Annotated in this window: 19 protein-coding genes; 11 read left to right on the forward strand and 8 right to left on the reverse strand. The window is 48.4% G+C overall.

The window, feature by feature from the left end; genetic code table 11:
• Positions 1–7: 7 nt before the first annotated feature.
• The 5 genes from CMM32_06325 to fabD form a co-directional block, all read right to left on the reverse strand.
• On the reverse strand, positions 8–1,006 hold the full coding sequence (locus tag CMM32_06325) for an aminodeoxychorismate lyase (GenBank protein ID MBT06516.1): 999 nt from the start codon (positions 1,004–1,006) through the stop codon (positions 8–10).
• 48 nt (positions 1,007–1,054) lie between these two features.
• On the reverse strand, positions 1,055–2,320 hold the full coding sequence (gene fabF, locus CMM32_06330; GenBank protein MBT06517.1) for a beta-ketoacyl-[acyl-carrier-protein] synthase II: 1,266 nt from the start codon (positions 2,318–2,320) through the stop codon (positions 1,055–1,057).
• Positions 2,321–2,353: 33 nt separating this feature from the next.
• On the reverse strand, positions 2,354–2,587 hold the full coding sequence (locus tag CMM32_06335) for an acyl carrier protein (protein ID MBT06518.1): 234 nt from the start codon (positions 2,585–2,587) through the stop codon (positions 2,354–2,356).
• 162 nt (positions 2,588–2,749) lie between these two features.
• A complete protein-coding gene (gene fabG / locus CMM32_06340) occupies positions 2,750–3,487 on the reverse strand; it encodes a 3-oxoacyl-[acyl-carrier-protein] reductase (GenBank protein MBT06519.1) in 738 nt (245 codons plus the stop codon).
• A gap of 35 nt (positions 3,488–3,522) precedes the next feature.
• Positions 3,523–4,464, reverse strand: a complete 942-nt coding sequence (gene fabD / locus CMM32_06345; GenBank protein MBT06520.1) for a [acyl-carrier-protein] S-malonyltransferase — start codon at positions 4,462–4,464, stop codon at positions 3,523–3,525.
• A gap of 221 nt (positions 4,465–4,685) precedes the next feature.
• Here fabD and CMM32_06350 point away from each other — a divergent pair, with 221 nt between their 5' ends.
• The 10 genes from CMM32_06350 to CMM32_06395 all read left to right on the forward strand — a co-directional run bounded on the left by CMM32_06350 (position 4,686) and on the right by CMM32_06395 (position 14,269).
• Positions 4,686–5,159 carry a 30S ribosomal protein S6 gene (locus CMM32_06350; GenBank protein ID MBT06521.1) on the forward strand — a complete coding sequence of 158 codons (474 nt, stop codon included), beginning with the start codon at positions 4,686–4,688 and terminating at the stop codon, positions 5,157–5,159.
• Entirely contained in the window at positions 5,156–5,419 is a 264-nt protein-coding gene (rpsR, locus tag CMM32_06355; GenBank protein MBT06522.1) for a 30S ribosomal protein S18, read from the forward strand. The genes CMM32_06350 and rpsR overlap by 4 nt, the downstream gene beginning before the upstream one ends.
• A gap of 35 nt (positions 5,420–5,454) precedes the next feature.
• A complete protein-coding gene (locus CMM32_06360; GenBank protein MBT06523.1) occupies positions 5,455–6,372 on the forward strand; it encodes a hypothetical protein in 918 nt (305 codons plus the stop codon).
• Positions 6,373–6,405: 33 nt separating this feature from the next.
• A complete protein-coding gene (locus CMM32_06365) occupies positions 6,406–7,002 on the forward strand; it encodes a 50S ribosomal protein L9 (protein ID MBT06524.1) in 597 nt (198 codons plus the stop codon).
• A gap of 125 nt (positions 7,003–7,127) precedes the next feature.
• A complete protein-coding gene (locus CMM32_06370; protein ID MBT06525.1) occupies positions 7,128–8,261 on the forward strand; it encodes an SAM-dependent methyltransferase in 1,134 nt (377 codons plus the stop codon).
• 179 nt (positions 8,262–8,440) lie between these two features.
• Positions 8,441–9,940 carry a replicative DNA helicase gene (locus tag CMM32_06375; protein ID MBT06526.1) on the forward strand — a complete coding sequence of 500 codons (1,500 nt, stop codon included), beginning with the start codon at positions 8,441–8,443 and terminating at the stop codon, positions 9,938–9,940.
• Positions 9,937–11,064, forward strand: a complete 1,128-nt coding sequence (gene alr, locus CMM32_06380; protein MBT06527.1) for an alanine racemase — start codon at positions 9,937–9,939, stop codon at positions 11,062–11,064. Before CMM32_06375 ends, alr begins: the two co-directional genes overlap by 4 nt.
• Before the next feature lie 285 nt (positions 11,065–11,349).
• Positions 11,350–12,081: a hypothetical protein gene (locus tag CMM32_06385; protein ID MBT06528.1), complete on the forward strand. Its 732-nt coding sequence runs from the start codon at positions 11,350–11,352 to the stop codon at positions 12,079–12,081.
• 14 nt (positions 12,082–12,095) lie between these two features.
• Positions 12,096–13,562, forward strand: a complete 1,467-nt coding sequence (locus CMM32_06390; protein ID MBT06529.1) for an amidophosphoribosyltransferase — start codon at positions 12,096–12,098, stop codon at positions 13,560–13,562.
• Positions 13,559–14,269 (forward strand): oxidoreductase, encoded by a 711-nt coding sequence (locus CMM32_06395; GenBank protein MBT06530.1) that lies wholly within the window; start codon positions 13,559–13,561, stop codon positions 14,267–14,269. The genes CMM32_06390 and CMM32_06395 overlap by 4 nt, the downstream gene beginning before the upstream one ends.
• Positions 14,270–14,278: 9 nt before the next feature.
• On the opposite strand, the gene CMM32_06400 is transcribed toward CMM32_06395, so the two are convergent.
• The 3 genes from CMM32_06400 to CMM32_06410 form a co-directional block, all read right to left on the reverse strand.
• Entirely contained in the window at positions 14,279–15,622 is a 1,344-nt protein-coding gene (locus CMM32_06400; protein MBT06531.1) for a ribosome biogenesis GTPase Der, read from the reverse strand.
• A 28-nt stretch (positions 15,623–15,650) separates the two neighbouring features.
• Positions 15,651–17,012, reverse strand: coding sequence for a pyrrolo-quinoline quinone (locus tag CMM32_06405; protein MBT06532.1), 1,362 nt, complete (start codon positions 17,010–17,012; stop codon positions 15,651–15,653).
• A complete protein-coding gene (locus CMM32_06410) occupies positions 16,996–17,688 on the reverse strand; it encodes a hypothetical protein (GenBank protein MBT06533.1) in 693 nt (230 codons plus the stop codon). The genes CMM32_06405 and CMM32_06410 overlap by 17 nt, the downstream gene beginning before the upstream one ends.
• A 138-nt stretch (positions 17,689–17,826) precedes the next feature.
• On the opposite strand from CMM32_06410, the gene CMM32_06415 reads away from it, so the two are divergent.
• Positions 17,827–18,162 (forward strand): hypothetical protein, encoded by a 336-nt coding sequence (locus CMM32_06415; protein ID MBT06534.1) that lies wholly within the window; start codon positions 17,827–17,829, stop codon positions 18,160–18,162.
• Positions 18,163–18,318: the final 156 nt, after the last annotated feature.

Raw genomic sequence — 18,318 nt, forward strand, 5'->3', positions numbered from 1 at the left:
TATAATTCTAGCATGCTCCGCAGTCTAGTTCTTGCTTTCGATGTTTTTTCCATAACTTAACGTTTTTATTATGTTCGGCTAGCGTTTCGGCAAAATTGTGACCGCCCTGACCGTCAGCAACAAAATATAGGTCGGGTGTTTCTAATGGGGATAGAGCAGCTAGCAAGGAAGCCTTTCCTGGGTTAGAGATCGGTCCAGGTGGAAGGCCGAGGTGGCGATAAGTATTATAAAGGTTATCCTTATCGCGGAGATCATGGAGCCTTAAGGGCCGACCTAGTGGTTGTTTTCCTTGCGTTATTCCGTAAACCACAGTCGGGTCAGATTGAAGAAGCATCCCGAGCCGTAATCTATTGATAAATACACCAGAAATTCTAGGACGTTCCTGTGGCAGAGAAGTTTCTTTCTCAATAATTGATGCAAGGATAACCGCCTCAAAAGGCGTCTCAAGGGGTAAATTCGGATCACGCTCTATCCATAGCTGCTCGAGTGTATCGTTCATTAAAGTTTCCATATTTTGGAGAAGAGCATTTCTGTCATATCCACGGGAGTAGTGGTACGTGTTTGGTAGCAGGGAGCCTTCGCTAAAGCGCGTGTTAATCGTTCCNCTCAAAGTTGGGGTCTTGGTTACTAGAGCGTACACTTGGGACACAGACAGGCCCTCAGGCACTGTAACTTTGTGGATCACGGTTTTACCTAATATTAGGTCGTCAATTATGGATTCGGGTGTCGCTCCGGGAGCAAGTTGATATTCTCCTGCTTTAAGAAATTTGTCGCCCCTCCTTAGACTGACGGCAACACGGAATAGTGTTGGTTGATGTATTGCGCCAATTGAAACCAACCTATCCGCTATAGCTTGGACCCCTAGACCTGGCGATAGGATAATTGTTTCGTGGGTTCTCAAGGGGCCGGGTTTCTGTAACCAACCATTGAAAAACCAGGCAGTTGAAGTTAAGCAGATTAATCCTGCCGAAAAGATTGCTATCAGCCGAACGGAAAATTTAGCCATCGTGTTACATTTTTATAAGGGATGGGCTGATTCTGTTGGTTAGGCCATTTATTGTTGCTCATGGCTTCGGATTACTAAGCTGGCATTTGTTCCCCCAAATCCAAAGCTGTTTGACAGTGCAACAGAAATCGAAGCTTTTCGTGGTTTTAGGGGGACTAGGTCCAAGCTACATCCGACAGAGGGTTTCTCAAGATTTAATGTCGGGGGGGCGATTCCATCTTTAATGGCAAGAGTTGTAAAAATAGCTTCGACAGCCCCCGCTGCGCCCAATAGGTGCCCAATAGAAGACTTTGTGGAGGACATAAGCAGTTTTTGAGAGTTTTTGCCAAATAGCCTTTTTACGGCTCCATGCTCAATTTCATCGCCGAGAGGTGTCGACGTGCCATGAGCGTTTATATAATCGACGTGTACGGGATCTATTTTAGCGCGACCTAAGGCAGCTTTCATAGAGCGAAACCCGCCGTCCCCATTCTCGGGAGGGGCTGTTACATGATGCGCATCGCCTGACATTCCATAGCCTGCAATTTCCCCGTAGATTGTAGCGCCTCTTCGAATTGCGTGATTGTACTCCTCTAGAACTAACACTCCCGCGCCCTCGCCCATAACGAATCCATCTCGGTCGCGATCCCAGGGTCTTGAAGCTTCCGTTGGTGCGTCATTAAAGTTTGTTGATAGGGCACGGGCAGCACAAAAGCCGGCTAAGCCCAAGCGAGTTACAGGACTTTCTGNGCCCCCGGCTATCATTACGTCTGCATCATTTAGCATGATGATCCGCGCAGCGTCTCCAATGGCGTGGGCCCCTGTGGAGCAAGCTGTAACTACGGAGTGATTGGGGCCCTTAAATCCGAAGCGGATGGATATTTGGCCTGAGGCGAGATTAATGAGGCAAGATGGAATAAAAAACGGGCTCAGTCTGCGAGGCCCTTTTTCTGCTAGTGTTAAAGNACCTTCTTCTATTGTTCTGAGTCCGCCTATTCCCGATCCTACCATTACGCCGGTTCGTTCAAAGTCCACTGTTTTCTGGGGTTTCCAGCCTGAGTCTTCTATCNCTTCTGTCGCTGCTGCCAGAGCAAAGTGGATGAATTCATCCATCCTTCTTTGTTCCTTTGGGTCCAGGTAGTCATCAGGATTGAAGGAGTGGGTTTCATTATTCTTGGGGACCAGGCCGGCTATGGTAGATGGTAAATCCGATGTGTCGAAAGTAGTTATCTGACGGATTCCCGATTGGCCGGCTAAAAGCTTCTCCCAGGAGTACGCTACCCCGCACCCTAATGGGGTGACTAGGCCCATTCCCGTGACAACAACCCTCCTCAAATCAGCCATGCTGCTTTGAAGTTGGTTATTTGATCAATTTTGCGTGTCAATAAAATTGATTGCATCTTTGACGGTTACAATTTTTTCTGCCGCGTCATCTGGTATTTCGCAGCTAAACTCTTCCTCAAATGCCATGACCAGCTCGACAGTATCGAGACTGTCTGCTCCTAAGTCATCTATAAAGCTAGCATTTTCAGTGACCTTTTCTTCTTCTATCCCTAGATGTTCGACAACGATTTTTTTTACCCGGTCCGCTACGTCACTCATAGATAAAATCTCCTTTGCATCTCAGACTGCTCACACTCAAAAATCGAAATTTTGTATCAACTTTNAATNCATATCCCTATTCATAGAGATTCGGTAGGTAGCACACTTATCAGACCTTGGCCANAAGTCGCAAGAGAAGTTCCTTGGGNCCGGTCAAATAATCTACAGCATGGCCATGCCGCCATTGATGTGAAGGGTTTGCCCGGTAATATATGAGGCTTCTTGAGAAGCCAAATATAGGGCGGCTACAGCAATGTCTTCTGGGGCTCCAAGGGAGTTCATGGGTATTTTATTGCGTAACGCCTCTTTTTGCTTATCGCTGAGACCCCGCGTCATTTTTGTATCTATCATGCCGGGAGCAATAGCGTTGACAGTTATGCCGCGGCGGGCTGTTTCAACCGCAAGTGACTTGGTGAGCCCTGTGAGTCCGGCCTTTGAGGCCGCATAATTTGCTTGCCCCGCGTTGCCTGTGAAAGCTACGACTGAGGTTATGTTTATAATTCTTCCCCAGCGCTGTTTTACCATAAATTTAAGTGCTGCCTGGCAGAGCTTAAAGGTGGTAGTGAGATTAAGAGACATTACTTCGGCCCATTCTTCGTCTCTCATTCGGAGGGAGAGATTATCCCTGGTAATTCCAGCNTTATTTACCAGAATGTCCGGTCCTGAGATATCTTCTCCCAGTTGTTCCAGCAGCTTTGCGGCGTTGGAGGGATTGGAGAGGTCCGTGGGTACAACCTTGCATCGTGGACCAAGGTTTCTGGCCACTTTTTGCAACGCATCTTCCCGGGTTCCTGTCAAAATAACAAGACAACCTTGATTGTGAAGTGTCTGAGCAATTGATGCCCCTATATCCCCTGATGCCCCTGTCACAAGCGCAGTTCGATTAGCTAAGTTGAACATGTTTGGTATCTCCAGTTTTATACTTGGATTTTTGGCTAAAGGCTTTTCAATAAGTTTTCTATATCTGAAGGGTTTTCTATGGAGCTGCTTAACAACCCTTTCCTAATTCGTTTATTCATGTTTGTTAAAATTTTGCCCGTTCCAATTTCAAAAAATGCCTCTCCGCCCAGCGCTTGTATCTCTTCGATAATTTCACGCCACCGCACTCGCTGTGTGACCTGTTTAATTAGCAAGGCGCGTATCAGGTTTGGATCATTCGTTACAGTTGCAGAAACATTTGATACTAGTGGTGGGCGAGGAGAGGAGATGACAATTTCATTCAGTGCTATGGACATGGCTTCAGCCGCTGGCTCGAGNAAGCTNCAATGGAAGGGTGCACTAACGTCAAGAGATATTGCTCTCTTAGCCCCGGCCTCTTTTGCCAACTCGATCGCCCGGTCTATGGCCTCAGCCATGCCGCTCAGCACTACTTGGCCGGGAGCATTATCATTCGCCACATCACACACTCCGTGGATAGAAGCAGATGCAGAGACCTCTTCTACTTTGTCTAGTTCTAGGCCAATAATTGCTGCCATTTTACCCTTGCCAACGGGCACGGCTTGCTGCATTGCTGTGCCACGTGTTCGCAAAAGCCGAGCAGTATCTGTCAGGGTCACAGCGCCTCCTGCTGCCAGGGCTGAGTACTCGCCGAGCGAATGTCCAGCCACGTGCGTTGCAAAATCAGAAATTTTTATGCTGCCCTGTACTTCAAGAACTCTGACTATAGCCATGGAGCTAGTCATAAGGGCCGGTTGGGCATTTTCTGTAAGCGTAAGCTCTTCTTCAGGTCCTTCAAACATAAGTCGAGATAAATTTTGGTTGAGGGCATCATTAACTTCTTCAAAAACCAGCCGGGCTTCGGGGAAAGCGTCAAATATTGCTTTTCCCATACCTATCTNTTGGGAACCTTGCCCAGGAAAGATCAGCACGCGCTTCATCTCAGGTCTCCTATTGGGTGGATAAACTAGTCCAGTCAGGGATTGCCTTGTGGCTGGTTTTGTGTCAAGCGCAGACTTCGGAAAAGATGTTTACGTCCTAGAGGCTTGCGCCAAATACGGATTCCTCTATAGTGCGCGCCCACGGACGGCGGAGAAAGAGGTCAGTTGGCCAAATCTGAGACCCGGCCTGATTTACCGTTAACAGTAAGGGGAACTGGAGCATGGCGCTCTATGAGACTGTTTTTATTGCTCGCCAAGATATCCCGGCTCAGGAGGTTGAGGAGCTTGTAGCGAAGTTTAGAAGTATTGTTGCCGATAATGGTGGCATGGTTGGTCGACATGAATATTGGGGCCTCAGGAATTTGGCCTACCGGATCAAGAAAAACCGCAAGGGGCACTATACCATGCTCCATATTGATGCATCTCCCGAAGCGATTGGGGAGATGGAGCGAAACATGCGGATTGATGAGGACATTTTGCGATACCTCACAATTAGGTCTGATGCTCTCGAGGAAGGACCATCGGTGATGATGCAAAGTCGTGCTCCGCGTGATGTGGGGCCCGAAAGGGGGCCTAAGGAACAAAAGGCTGAATCTGTTGACAAACTGGATGGGGCCAACGAGGCTCCGGGTGAAAGTCCTCAGGAGGTCAACAAATCTGGTGCGGTAGAGGCAGATGAGGAGACAGCTCAATGAACGCGGAATACGGGGCGAGTAGGAGCCAGGGGCAACAAAAACGGCCTTTCTTCAGGCGGCAGAAATCCTGCCCTTTGACTGGAAATAATGCTCCCAAGATCGATTATAAGGATGTGAAGTTACTGCAAAGGTTNATTTCTGAACGAGGCAAAATTGTGCCGAGCCGTATAACTGCTGTTTCGGCAAAAAAGCAGCGGGAGTTAGCGCGAGCCATTAAACGGGCACGATTCCTGGCTTTAGTCTCATATGTTGTGAAGTAGTTGGCAGGGTAATTACAAAAAAGGTGTCTTTCAGGATGCCAATCAAACAAGCTTTGTGGCTTGGTGCAGGTGGTTTAGTGACTGCAGCCCTCTACCTGTCAGTGCTAGCAGGGCCGGCTTTTTTTCTGCTGCAGTANCTGACCCAGCTACCATTGTTGTGTGTGGGGTTGGCCTATGGGCTTTTCTCATTAATCGCTGCTTCATTAATTTCTATTCTATTTACGATTGTTGCTGATCCAGGGCTGACAATAGTATTTGTTCTTGGTTATATCGGACCGGTGCTATTCATTGTCCACAGAGTGTCTTTACGTCGGAAGTTGCCGACAGGGGAAGAGGAGTGGTATCCAGCGGGCCGGATTCTGGCGGGTTTAACGACTTATGTGTTGGTAATCTTTGNTTTTGCTCTGGCCTGGTTCTCCGGGCGTGAAGGCGGGTTACCAGGTCTTATTGAAAGGTCTTTATTAGAGGTTTTAGGGGCTATGGGGCATAATCTGCCTCACGTTTCTGAGGCTACATTGAGAGCCTACTTATTTGTTGTGCCGGGGCTTTTGGGAATGTCTTGGTTAATAATGGTGGTGGTCAATGGGGCTCTGGCACAGGGCCTAATGGCGGGGTTTCATGGAATTCGTCGGCCGCGACTGGTTCTTGGAGATGTGACTTTGCCTAATTGGCTGGCTTGTTTGCTGGTCCCGTCGATGGTAATGGTTACCATCGGTAATAGNGGGATAGCTTTTTTTGGCGGCGCAGCGANACTAGTTTTGCTCACTCCGTTTTTGTTCCAGGGATTAGGAGTCGTGCATCTTTGGGTCGGAGGCACAAAAATCCCAGGCCTGCTGCTGACAGGGTTTTATTTAGCTATGCTATTGTTTCAGTGGCCTATTCTGTTAACCATTGGCATCGGATTGGTTGACCAGTGGTTGGATTTTAGAGGACTGCGAACGGGCTCGAGGTAATGTTGTCTGCTACAGGGGTGAAGAGGGTTAGATATGGACGTTATATTGTTAGAACGGATTGAAAGGTTAGGTCAGCTTGGTGATGTTGTTCGGGTTAAGGATGGGTTTGCCCGAAACCATCTGCTTCCCCAGAGGAGAGCTGTTCGGGCAACTAAGGAAGCGAGAGACAGTTTCGAGGCGCAGAGGGNAGCTATAGAGAAGGAAAACTCGTCCCGACGTGAGAACGCTTCGCTAGAGGCAGCGAGGATGAAGGGGGTGGAGGTGATAATAGTTCAGCAGGCAGGGGATAGCGGCCAGCTCTATGGAGCGGTGCGCGCTCGCGATGTTGCGATTGCCCTTACGGCGGCTGGTTTCCCGACTGACCGAAAACAAGTTGTTCTAAAATCAGTTGTTAAATCATTAGGTGTTTATGCAGTTGACGTCTGGCTTCATGCTGAAGAGAAGGTAGAGATTTCGGTGAATGTGGCNCGATCTGAGGAAGAGGCTAAGCTTCAGGCATCAGGGGTCGATGTTNTTGGTGATCAAGTTGAAGCCCAGCCGGAGGTAGAGGCCTTGTTTGAACAGGTTCCAGAAGATCCGGAACTCGGCACTGAGCAAGAACTTGGGTCGGACAGTCTCGCAGAAGATTAAGGCGTTCGGAAAAGGTTTGGCAGATAAGTTCTCTGGGGTTACCATAATTGTTACTTTTTTCAGCCATAAATCGCATTATCGTTAATGGCCGTCTGGATATCGTGGATGTGGCNGGAAAACGGACCATGCTTGGGTCGGNTGCTAGCCCCAATTTCGTGGTCNGCTTGCATAGTCGGGNTGCCGCCTTCCGGATTGCTAACAATCCCGAGCTGGCACTTGGTGAATCTTATATGACTGGTGATCTCACGATTGAACATGGGTCATTGTACGATTTTCTTCTCTTCATGGCTGAAAATTTTGCCGAATCTGGGCCATCCAAATTAATGAAGTTGAGGAAAATATTTAACTTTCTCCTGCGCCCGTTCATGCAAAGAAATATAGCTTGGAGATCGCAAGCGAATGTGGCTCACCATTATGATCTAACGNGAGAGCTTTATGATCTTTTTCTGGATGTAGACAAACAGTATTCGTGCGCATATTTCCGCGAGAACACCGATAGTTTGGAGAGGGCTCAAGAGCAAAAAAAGCGACATATTGCGGGGAAGCTTTGTCTGAGTCCTACCTTAAGGGTATTGGATATAGGGTCCGGGTGGGGCGGCCTGGCGCTATATTTAGCAAGGGAAGCAGGTGTCACAGTGAAAGGGCTTACCCTATCTAAAGAGCAGCTTAAAGTGGCCGTCTCTCGTGCTTCGACAATGGGTATGTCAAGTAAAGTGCAGTTCTCCCTGAAGGATTATAGGGATGAGAGGGGGGAATATGATCGAATTGTTTCGGTCGGTATGTTCGAACATGTAGGCATGCCTTTCTTCAATTCGTACTTCCAGACAATACGGGATCGTTTGGCTCCAGAGGGTGTGGCCCTTGTTCACACTATCGGCCGAACGGAAGGGCCTGGGGTGACCAATCCCTTTATCAGAAAGTATATTTTTCCTGGTGGATATATCCCTGCCATATCAGAAGTGCTCCCAGCAATTGAAAAAGCGGGGTTGCTTGTAACTGATATAGAAGTCCTACGACTGCACTATGCGAAGACCCTGCGGGTTTGGCGCGAGAGATTCTGCGGGAACTGGCATAAGGCGTCAAACCTATATAGCGAAGAATTTTGCCGTATGTGGGAATTTTATTTGGCGGCAAGCGAGGTTGCTTTTCGTGCACAGGGTCTCGTGGTTTGGCAGATACAACTCGCTAAGAACCAAGCTTCAGTTCCGCTTACCCGTGATTATATTACAGACTATGATCGCTGTATCGATAATCACTAAGTGAGTTTAGATAGGGGTAGAGGCGGGACCTTGGCTAGTNGCTCGCTTACCCTGCGGGTATCGTTTGGTGGGTTCTGACTTTAAGCCATATCGGACCCGCTGCAGTTATCCCCGCNTTTCTTTATCATCCACAGGCCTAGAGCCTTCTATAATTGTCTTCTTCGAGTTAGACTTCTGCCATGGACATGGTACGAAACATAATGCCCAAATCAGGTGGTGGCGCTGACGCCCCGAGTGAGACAATTTTGCCCCAGAATATTGATGCCGAGCAGGCTCTCTTAGGGGCCCTGATGATGGATAATGATGTGTACGACAGGGTTTCAGACTTTTTGGAGCCGGAGCATTTTTTCGTTCCGGTGCATGGGAGGTTATTTGAAGCCGCCCGTACTTTAATTGTTCGGGGGCAGGTCGCTTCGGCAGTTACATTGAAAGCTTATTTCGCGTCCGATGAAGCACTTGCCGATATTGGTCGAGATGATTATTTGGAAAGATTGGTTTCAAGTGCTGTGAGCCTTGTTCATTCGGCTGATTACGGGAAGGTCATTGCTGATTTGAGCTTGCGAAGGGAGCTTATTCGGTTGGGAGAGGAAGTGGTAAGCCGAGGTTATGATCCTGCTGTTGATGAAAGTGCCTTAGACCAAATAGAGGTGGCAGAAGGCGAATTGTTTCGAATGGCAGAGTTTGGCAGGAAGGACGGCGGGNTTCAAACTTTTGCAGAATCTCTGGACGGAGCGCTAAAGCTTGCTGAAACCGCATATCGCCAGGATGGGCAACTCGCTGGGATTGCTACTAGCTTTGTTGACTTGGATAATCTGCTTGGGGGATTACACAAGTCAGATCTAATTGTGTTGGCTGGTCGCCCGTCTATGGGAAAGACCGCTCTAGCTACCAATATAGCATTTAACGCCGCTCGGGCTTTGCTGGAGCGGGCTGATAGTAGCGGTGCAGTTGGTTTTTTTTCTCTAGANATGTCGGCAGAGCAGTTGGCGATGAGAATTCTTGCTGACGAGGCCGGGATAAGATCTGACCATATCAGACGAGGCAAAATAAAAGACGATGAGGAATTTGTTCATTTGGTTAGGGCTGGGCAAAAATTGGGAGAGGCTCCATTATTTATAGATGATACCCCGGCTCTGTCTGTATCTCAATTGCGTACTCGGGCGAGACGTCTGAAGCGGACTGAAGGCTTATCGCTAATTATAATTGACTACCTTCAATTGCTACGACCAGCTCGACGTGCTGAGAATAGAGTGCAGGAAATTTCCCAAATTACGCAAGGCTTAAAGGCCTTGGCAAAAGAATTGGATTTGCCTGTTCTTGCTTTGTCACAGTTGAGTAGAGCTGTGGAACTGAGGGAAGATAAGCGACCTCAGTTGGCTGATTTGAGGGAATCCGGGACTATTGAACAGGATAGTGATGTTGTAATGTTTATTTACCGAGAGGAATACTACCTTGAGCGGAGCGAGCCCCAACAAGGCGCTGATGAAACGTCTGACAGATTCAACGAGCGNTATAATCGGTGGCAGGAACGGTTTGAGAATGCAACCGGGCTCGCTGATGTTATTGTTGCCAAACAAAGGCATGGACCCATAGGACGGGTTGGGCTAAAATTTGATCCTGAAACTACGCGGTTCCGCACATATGCAGCTAACACGCATCTTCCAGACCAACTGGGTTGAGACCGGCTTTGGAAGTGCCAACCGGGGAAATAGTTGTAGATCTTGGCGCTATTCGCCGTAATTTTAGGCGGCTAAAACGGGAGCTAATAACAGGCGCAGAGCTGGCTGCCGTAGTTAAAGCGGACGCTTATGGACTAGGGGTGGAAAGAGTTGTCCCTGTTCTGGCAGACGAGGGTTGTTGCGTGTTTTTCGTGACAACCGCCCAAGAGGCCGTAGAGGTGAGGCGTGTATCCAAACATTCTACCATTTACGTGTTGAATGGTATCACGGAATTCCAGGACTGGAAGCTTTATTCTAGGGATTTGAGTATACGGCCGATCTTAAATGATTTAAGTCAGGTGGATCAGTGGCTAGAAAAACGAAGGGCTGGCGAACTGGCTGCAGGCATTCAGCTAGATACCGGGATGACACGATATGGTATAGCGGAACCACAACTCATGCCTCTTAAGGAGCGGCTTGAAGGGAGNGTTAAGCCCTCTCTTTTGATGAGCCATTTGGCCTGTGCTGAAGATGAACTGCACTGGTTAAATGGAGTTCAGATGAAACGGTTCGGGCAGTTTGTGGATATCCTGGGTTTAGANCAAAGACCCAGTTGCGTCCTGAGTTTAGCAAATTCGTCGGGAATTTTTCTGGGTGAGGATTACCATTTTGCATTGGCACGTGCTGGCGCTGCGCTCTACGGAATTAATCCGCAGCCGGAAAAGCCAAATAGGATGGTGGGTGTACTGAACTTGCGGGCAAAGGTTACCCAAGTGCGTTTCGTTGACAGCCCAACAACCGTTGGCTATGGTGCCACACATCAAATCAATGCGCGGACCCGTGTAGCCACAGTGCCGGTTGGTTACGCAGATGGCTTTTTGCGTGCTTTGGGGGGCAGGGCGAGCGCATATATTGGAGATACCCGCGTCCCGGTAATAGGGCGCGTATCCATGGACGCAATAACATTAGATATTTCTCGGGTACCGGAGACCATTGATGTGGAGACGGAACCAGTGGAAATAATTGGCCCACGGAGGCCCGTGGATGTGCTGGCGTCGGAAGCGGGAACCATTGGCTACGAGATTCTCGCCCGCATCAGTCACCGAATAAGGCGTGTATATATTGATGAGNTAGGTGGCGAATGACTGGTGTCGGTGCTGCCGGCCATTTGTTAGTGATTTTTTGGGCGATAAGCCTGGAAAGGCTGTTTATTTGCTCCTAATCCGACTACTCATGGTGTATAGTTGTTGGTATGTTTGAGATTAGTTGTTTGCGAGATTTTTATCGGCCGGTTGGATCCATGGTCCATTTTCTAGTGTAGGTGGGCCTCTGAATGTGGGGTTGTGTTCCCTAAAGTCCTCGGGGGCTTTAGGGGATTTGTGGGTGGGGTAACAATTTTTAGCGTTGTTATTGTTTGTTGGGGAAGTTAAATGAGTGAGCCTTCAGGATTCTCCTGGTTAGTGGCCAACCTCCCCGATTTGCTTGTGGTAACTACGATAGCTCTCTCATCAATTTTCGCTTTTTATCGCGGTTTTGTGCGGGAAGCTTTGGCCATAGCGGGATGGGTTGGCGCAGCGTTTGTAACGCTGCATTTTTTTTCATGGGGCCAAAAATACGCTAGGGATNTGGTAGGAACAGAATGGTTGGCAGATCTGGCGGCGGCGGCCACGATATTTATCGGAACTTTAGCAGTAGTGTGGNTCGGAATTCATTTTGTGGTTTCCCGTGTCCGCCGAAGTCCTCTGAGTAGCCTGGATCGTTCACTAGGTTTTCTCTTTGGTGCTATACGAGGCCTTCTGGTGATATTGGTTTTGTATATTGTAGCGACCCGAGCGGCTTGGCGCGACGAAGATTCAACTCCCGCTTGGGTGCTGGATGCCCACACTTTTGATATGGTTGATAACGGGGCTGGCATGATTGTACGCTTTATTCCTGAGGACATTCTAAATATTCCGGCTATTGGGCTCAGAGAGGTTCAGGATCAAGCGGAGGAACTAAAAGAAACTAGAGAAAAATTAGAGGAAATGAAGCGATTTGCGGAGCCCCCTGTGGCCGCGCCTGAGACGGGAGAAGAGCCTCCGGCCTACAATCAGCAAGAGACTGGCGATATGGATAGACTAATTGATAATTTGCAAAATGATTCCTTGAGGGAAGCAAACTAGTGGCTGCTGGTCCGTTGGAAATAATTACTAATCCTTTTAAGGATGANAAACTTCGTGAGGAGTGCGGCGTCTTTGGGCTATATGGCCACCCCGATGCGGCGGCTCACGTCGCATTAGGACTTCACGCTTTGCAGCATAGGGGTCAAGAGGCTGCNGGGATAGTTAGTTTTGATGGCACACACTTTCATAGTCACCGAAGTTTGGGAAACGTGGGAGATAATTTTTCGGAAGCCAGTGTTATTGGGCGGTTAAGGGGTCGGTCTGCCATAGGGCACGTTCGTTACTCTACAGCCGGAGAGACAGTAATAAGGAATGTTCAGCCTTTGTTTGCTGATCTCGCTGGTGGTGGCTTAGCCATAGCTCACAATGGTAATATTACTAACGCAACTCAATTAAGGCGCCANCTTGAAAAGAGAGGTTCTATATTTCAGTCTACCATGGACACAGAGGTGATTGTTCATTTAATAGCCACTTGTTCACAGCANGATTTCCTGGAAAAATTTGTAGACGCGTTGCATCATCTTGTAGGAGCNTATTCTCTGGTGATCCAAACTGATGAGGGTTTAATAGGGGCTAGGGATCCCTATGGCGTTCGGCCGTTGGTTCTGGGGGAATTGGATGGAGGTTATATAGTCTGTTCAGAAACCTGTGCATTAGATATTATTGGCGCGACATTTGTCAGGGATATTGACCCAGGCGAGGTTGTTGTAATTGATGAAGATGGCTTGCGCAGTTTGCGGCCGTTTACGAAAAGTGTTCAAAAACGCTTCTGCGTTTTTGAGTATATTTATTTTTCTCGTCCAGATAGTGTTGTTGAAGGAATCAATGTTTACGAGGCGCGAAAAAAAATCGGCGCTGAACTGGCGAAAGAATGTGGCGTAGATGCTGATCTAGTGGTGCCNGTACCTGATTCAGGTGTGCCCGGTGCCATAGGCTATGCGGAATATGCTAATCTNCCCTTNGANCTAGGAATAATCAGAAATCATTACGTAGGTAGGACATTTATCGAGCCCATGGATTCAATTCGCCATTTGGGGGTGAGGCTCAAACACAATGCTAATCGTGCGGCTTTGGCTGGGAAAAGGGTTGTGTTGATAGATGACTCGATAGTGCGAGGAACGACGTCCACCAAAATAGTTGAATTGGTCCGCGGGGCGGGGGCAAAAGAAGTCCATATGCGGATCGCGAGCCCTCCGACAAGTTATTCCTGTTTTTATGGGGTCGATACTCCTCNNAGATCCCAGTTGCTCGCCTACAAGATGGATGCTCAGACTATGGGTGAATTTATAGGAGTGGACAGTCTGGCTTTTATTTCTATCGACGGAATGTACCGAGCGATGGGCTTTGTGGGACGTGAAAATGATAATCCGCAAATGTNTGATGCTTGTTTTACTGGCGACTACCCGATAGCCCTGACAGATCACTTGGATGGCCAGGAGTCGACTCAATTATCGCTCCTTGATGAGGTCGGCGAAAAGTGAAAGGTTTCCTTGACGGGGCGGTAGTATTGGTAACTGGGGCTTCCCGGGGTATCGGCCGTGCCCTAGCTCTGCGGTTTGCCTCGGAGGGTGCACACGTGATAGCTCTTGCGCGAAATATAGCAGCGCTTGAATCACTAGATGATTTGATTAGCGATATCGGTGGAAGTTGCACTCTCGTTCCTTTGGATATTACTGATGGTCCTGGAGTAGATCGTCTAGCCGAGCNCCTTTTCCAGAGGTATGGAAGGGTGGATGTTCTTATAGGCAACGCCGCNCAATTGGGGGTATTAAGCCCCATCGGGCACGTTTCGCCGAATATTTGGGATCGGGTTCTACAAGTAAATTTAACTGCAAATTGGCGTTTGTTGCGTAGTTTTGATCCCCTGCTACGAGCAGCTAGGCATGGGCGGGCAATTTTTTTGACTTCGAGGGTGGGGCATGTGGTTGCGCCTTATTGGGGGGCCTATTCAGTCAGTAAAGCAGGTTTAGAGATGTTAGTGAGGATTTACGCTGCAGAAACCAAAGGTACATCCGTTTTAGTGAATTTGGTTGACCCAGGATCCATTCACACTGATATGAGGACTGAGGCTGTTCCGGGTGAGGACAAGAGTCNACTTCCCCTGCCTGAATCAGTGACCGACCTATTTGTGGATTTGTGTGCTCCAGATTCTACCCAACATGGAGCGTTGGTCAAAGCCGGAATATGAGTTGCCTGGCTATTGCGGGGAATATGGATTGTTTCGAGCGCGCGCTAACATTCTGATTGGTGTTCCTGGCAAGTGGAAGGCATTCCGGAGTTCATTGGTCAGGTAGCGGATGTAAGTATCAGATAGGCCTCCCGCCCGATTGATAGAAAGTGAGAAACGAGGTGGCCTCGTTGCGTACTGGGTTATGTATTTTATTTTAATTGCTCTTTTATTAACCATGGGGGGTGGGTGGCGCTGGGATGTGGCTACAAGCCAACGATTTAGGTCCGAGGTGTTGATGCGCCGATTCCATTGTCGGTGAGCTGCAAAGGTTTGTTTCATCAGCAGATCAATTCCCGCTGTCGTGGTTGCTGAGCACTTGACTATTGCAACGCCTCTAATTTGAGGTAGTGATAATTCGACTTGTTTTCTAAAATAGTTTTCTCGTTCCNTGCTTCTCAGTACCAAATCCCATTTATTTAGAACCATTACNATAGCTCTTCCCTGATCAGCAATGTTGCGGGCAATGTTAATGTCTTGTCTCTCCAGGTTTTCGACTGCATCTAAAACAAGGAACGCTACATTGCAAAATCGCAAGGCTTTCATGGTATCTTCGGTGGACATTTGCTCTAGCCGGTCTGTTACCCGGGCCTTCCGCCGAAGGCCAGCTGTATCGACTAGGCGCAATGGTTGCTTATCGTATGTCCAGTCGACGTGAATGGCGTCGCGGGTGACGCCTGGCTCTGGACCAGTCATTACGCGATTTTCGCCCAGCAGGGCGTTAAAGAGAGTGCTCTTTCCGGTATTGGGACGGCCCAAGATAGCGATGCTAATACTTTTTTTATCTGGAGAAGTCGAAATATTTAGATTTTGACTTTTGTCGAGGAGCAATTGCGTAACTTCAGATAGTAGCTCAAAGACTCCGTCTCCGTGTTGAGCAGACACCAGTATCGGTTCGCCAAGACCAAGCGAGAAGGATTCGAGTTGTGTAGAGTGACCAGCACGACCTTCCGATTTGTTGACAACTACTATAGCAGGCTTGTTACTTTTGCGGACCAATTCGTTAAAATGCTCGTCCAACGGCATTAGGCCGGAACGACCATCAATCACCAANAGAACTAAATCTGCCAAAGAAATCGCTGAAATGGTTTGATTTTGCATATTGTTTTCCAACTCGGACTGGGGGCTGGCCTCGAGGCCAGCCGTATCAATGATGCAAAATGAATGCGTTCCAAAATCTACTATGCCCTCCCTCCGGTCGCGGGTTACGCCGGGTTGCGGATCTGTTAGTGCAGATTTTTTTCCCACAAGTCTATTGAAGAGAGTTGACTTACCAACGTTTGGCCGTCCTACTATTGCTATAGTTGCGGGCATAAATACTCCATCCTCTAAATAAGGCTACTTATCTTAAAGCAATGGCTTCGGCGTCGTCTGTTAATATATAAATGGTTCCCCTGGCTATAATGGGAGAGACCTTAATTCCCGTTCCCAATGAAATTTGACCGAGAATTTTTCCGGAATATGGTGAGATTGCCCGTATGTCTCCAACGTTGTTTGCAAGGATCAGGCGATCTCCTGCAAGTAGCGGTCGGGTCCAAACCAAATGGCTCTTTTCATCACCCGGGTCATCAAGTTTAGGCATCGGTGATATCCAGTGAATTTTACCGGTNACACGATGTAGGCAAACCAGATCGTTTCCAGTGGTCATGACGAATAAGTAACTGCCTGCCGCCCAAGGGGTTTCCGAGCTCGCAATTTCTTGCTCCCAAAGCTGCGACCCCGTGCGTAGATCTATGGCTACAAGTCTTCCACTATTGCTGCTGGCATAAACCGTGTTGTTAACAATNACTGGACTTGCATCTATGTCGCTCAGGGGAGTGTCAGCCCCTAATCTGCCTTGAAAAATTAGTGAGTCGCTCCAGACAATTCGACCATTCTCAACCCTCATCGCGTATAGTTCCCCCGACGAATAAGGAACAACGACAATATCGTTAGATATAGCGACTGCTGCGGTACCCAGTAGGCCAGCACTTTCAGCAATGCCTTGGTGTTCCCACAAGGTAGTGCCATCCGAATGGCTAAGCACATGAAGGTGATTATCTACGCTTAAGATAAAAATTCTTCCATCGGATGCTACCGGAGCCCCTCTAAGCGGTGTCCCGAGGTTTTTCCACCAGTAGACCCCGCCGTCCTCTGGATTTAGAGCTAAAATATACCCATAGGCAGTAGTTACATAGAGAGTGTCTTGGTAATATGCCAAGCCGCCCCCTANAGACCCCTCTGTTTCTTCGCCCCGTGGAATTAAGGATTTCTTCCAAAATGCCTCGTTTGCGCCAAGTTTGATCGCCGATAGATTGCTTTCAGAGTCTAGGGCAAAAAGCATTTGCTTGACCACAATTGGTCCTGCCAAGAGGGGATTGTTTTCCGTTTCACCTCTTCCAAATTTAATAGACCATACCTTGGAAAGGCTGCCATCAGCGGCCGGGTGCTCCATGGCGTGGGTGGTTGAGCCACCGGTTTGGGCCCATTCAGAGTTTGTTTTGGGTCTGGGCAACTCAATGATAAGAGCAGCGGATTCGGGATCAGGTTCAAGTGATTTCTCCAGTGCTAGGACGGAAATTCTCTTCCCTGGAATAGGAGGGGGTTCCTTGTCTGTTCCAAGGATCGTCCGAGCTGTCTCGCAGCCTCCTAGAGATAGGCAAGCCAGTATCAGGCTCAAAGAAAAGCCTAACTCTTTGAAAATATTTCTAATTTGAATTCCCATGGATAGTTGCTAAGATTTTTCTCGCCCTCGTGCGTATACTGGTGGGACTTGTGGGGTCATCAGCCAAGCTTACTAGCAGTTTCCTNGCTTCTTCTAGCTCGCCAGATTGTATTCTCGAAAGGGCTATGATTTCTTGACCTAGGTATTGCCACGGTCCAGAACCTAGAGCAATAGGCTCCAAGCTGCTAATAGCTTCATTTAAGAGCCCTTGTTCTAATCGTTGAATAGCCGCAAGGACTATCGACAACTCTGCCAAAATTGGCTCCGTTCCGGGAGCATTGGCTAATTCATCATAGACAGAGATAGCTTTAGATGATTCGTTATTGTCAACTAAGGCTGCTGCCTCTCGGAGGGCAGCCAGTTGTGAATAACCTNCTCCTGATTCGTTCACTAGAGTATTGAACGAAACCGCAGCTTGCTCATGCTGCCCACTTTCTGCAAGATCCACAGCCGCCGAAAATCTTGTGCTTTCAGCTACCATTTGCCTCTGGCGGAGTTCGTCCCATCCCACCTTCGCTGCTGTAGCAACGACAATACAAACCAACACAAGAATCAGGTAACGGCCATAGCTCGCCCAGAGCCTCCCCAGCCGTGCTTGACGGACTTCGTCGTCTACTTCCTGAAAGATGTCTCCCAAGATTTTTCTCCTAGNTAATAGGGTATTCTGATAACACAATCATAGGCTTGCTGCATAGTAAATTGGGGAGGCTAGACCAAAAGGACATGCAAATAAGTCGGTTTCGTTGACCTTTCGTCGCAGAAGGTTAACATAAGGAGGTTGCCACTTTGAACAGGGGTGTGAGAACGGCCGATTATGGGCGAGCTGATCAGATTAGGGGAAAAAAGACGGCTATACAGATCCGTTCATTTTTCTCGAGTTGAGCTCCAGGCCTTACTCCAGGTGTTTAGCCGACATGTCGCTATTAGGGAATGGCTGGATTATTCGATAGACTCCGGCGAGAAAAAGGCGGTTTTCTGCGTTTATCGTCGGGCTCATGATTTTCCTCTTTATGAAATCCAAAAATTGGTACCGGGTACCCGAAAGTCGGGTGATTTCCTAATAGTCAGCAAGGGAGATGTGATCCGAGCTTCGAGGAGCCTGGATGCTGCTCTGCGTGTTTTTGACCCACCACTGCGCGCAGTGCCCTAGGGGTTTTTAATTCACTGGGAATCTCGGGGCTGTGGGNTCATGCAGTTTCTTTATTTTCAATCGTTTAGTTGTTGCGTATAGATGGGATGACCGCGAGCCGGGGTTTTCGGATCTCAGGAGGCCAGAAACTGGGGAACACAAGGGGGTTGAACTACC

It is taken from the genome of Rhodospirillaceae bacterium (assembly GCA_002728255.1).
GTDB lineage: Bacteria > Pseudomonadota > Alphaproteobacteria > UBA7887 > UBA7887.

What these genes read in the sequence shown, in the direction of transcription:
- CMM32_06415 (MBT06534.1), top strand. Translation starts at nt 17,827, where the DNA reads ATGGGCGAGCTGATCAGATTAGGGGAAAAAAGACGGCTATACAGATCC.
- CMM32_06335 (MBT06518.1), bottom strand. Translation starts at nt 2,587, where the DNA reads ATGAGTGACGTAGCGGACCGGGTAAAAAAAATCGTTGTCGAACATCTA.
- CMM32_06350 (MBT06521.1), top strand. Translation starts at nt 4,686, where the DNA reads ATGGCGCTCTATGAGACTGTTTTTATTGCTCGCCAAGATATCCCGGCT.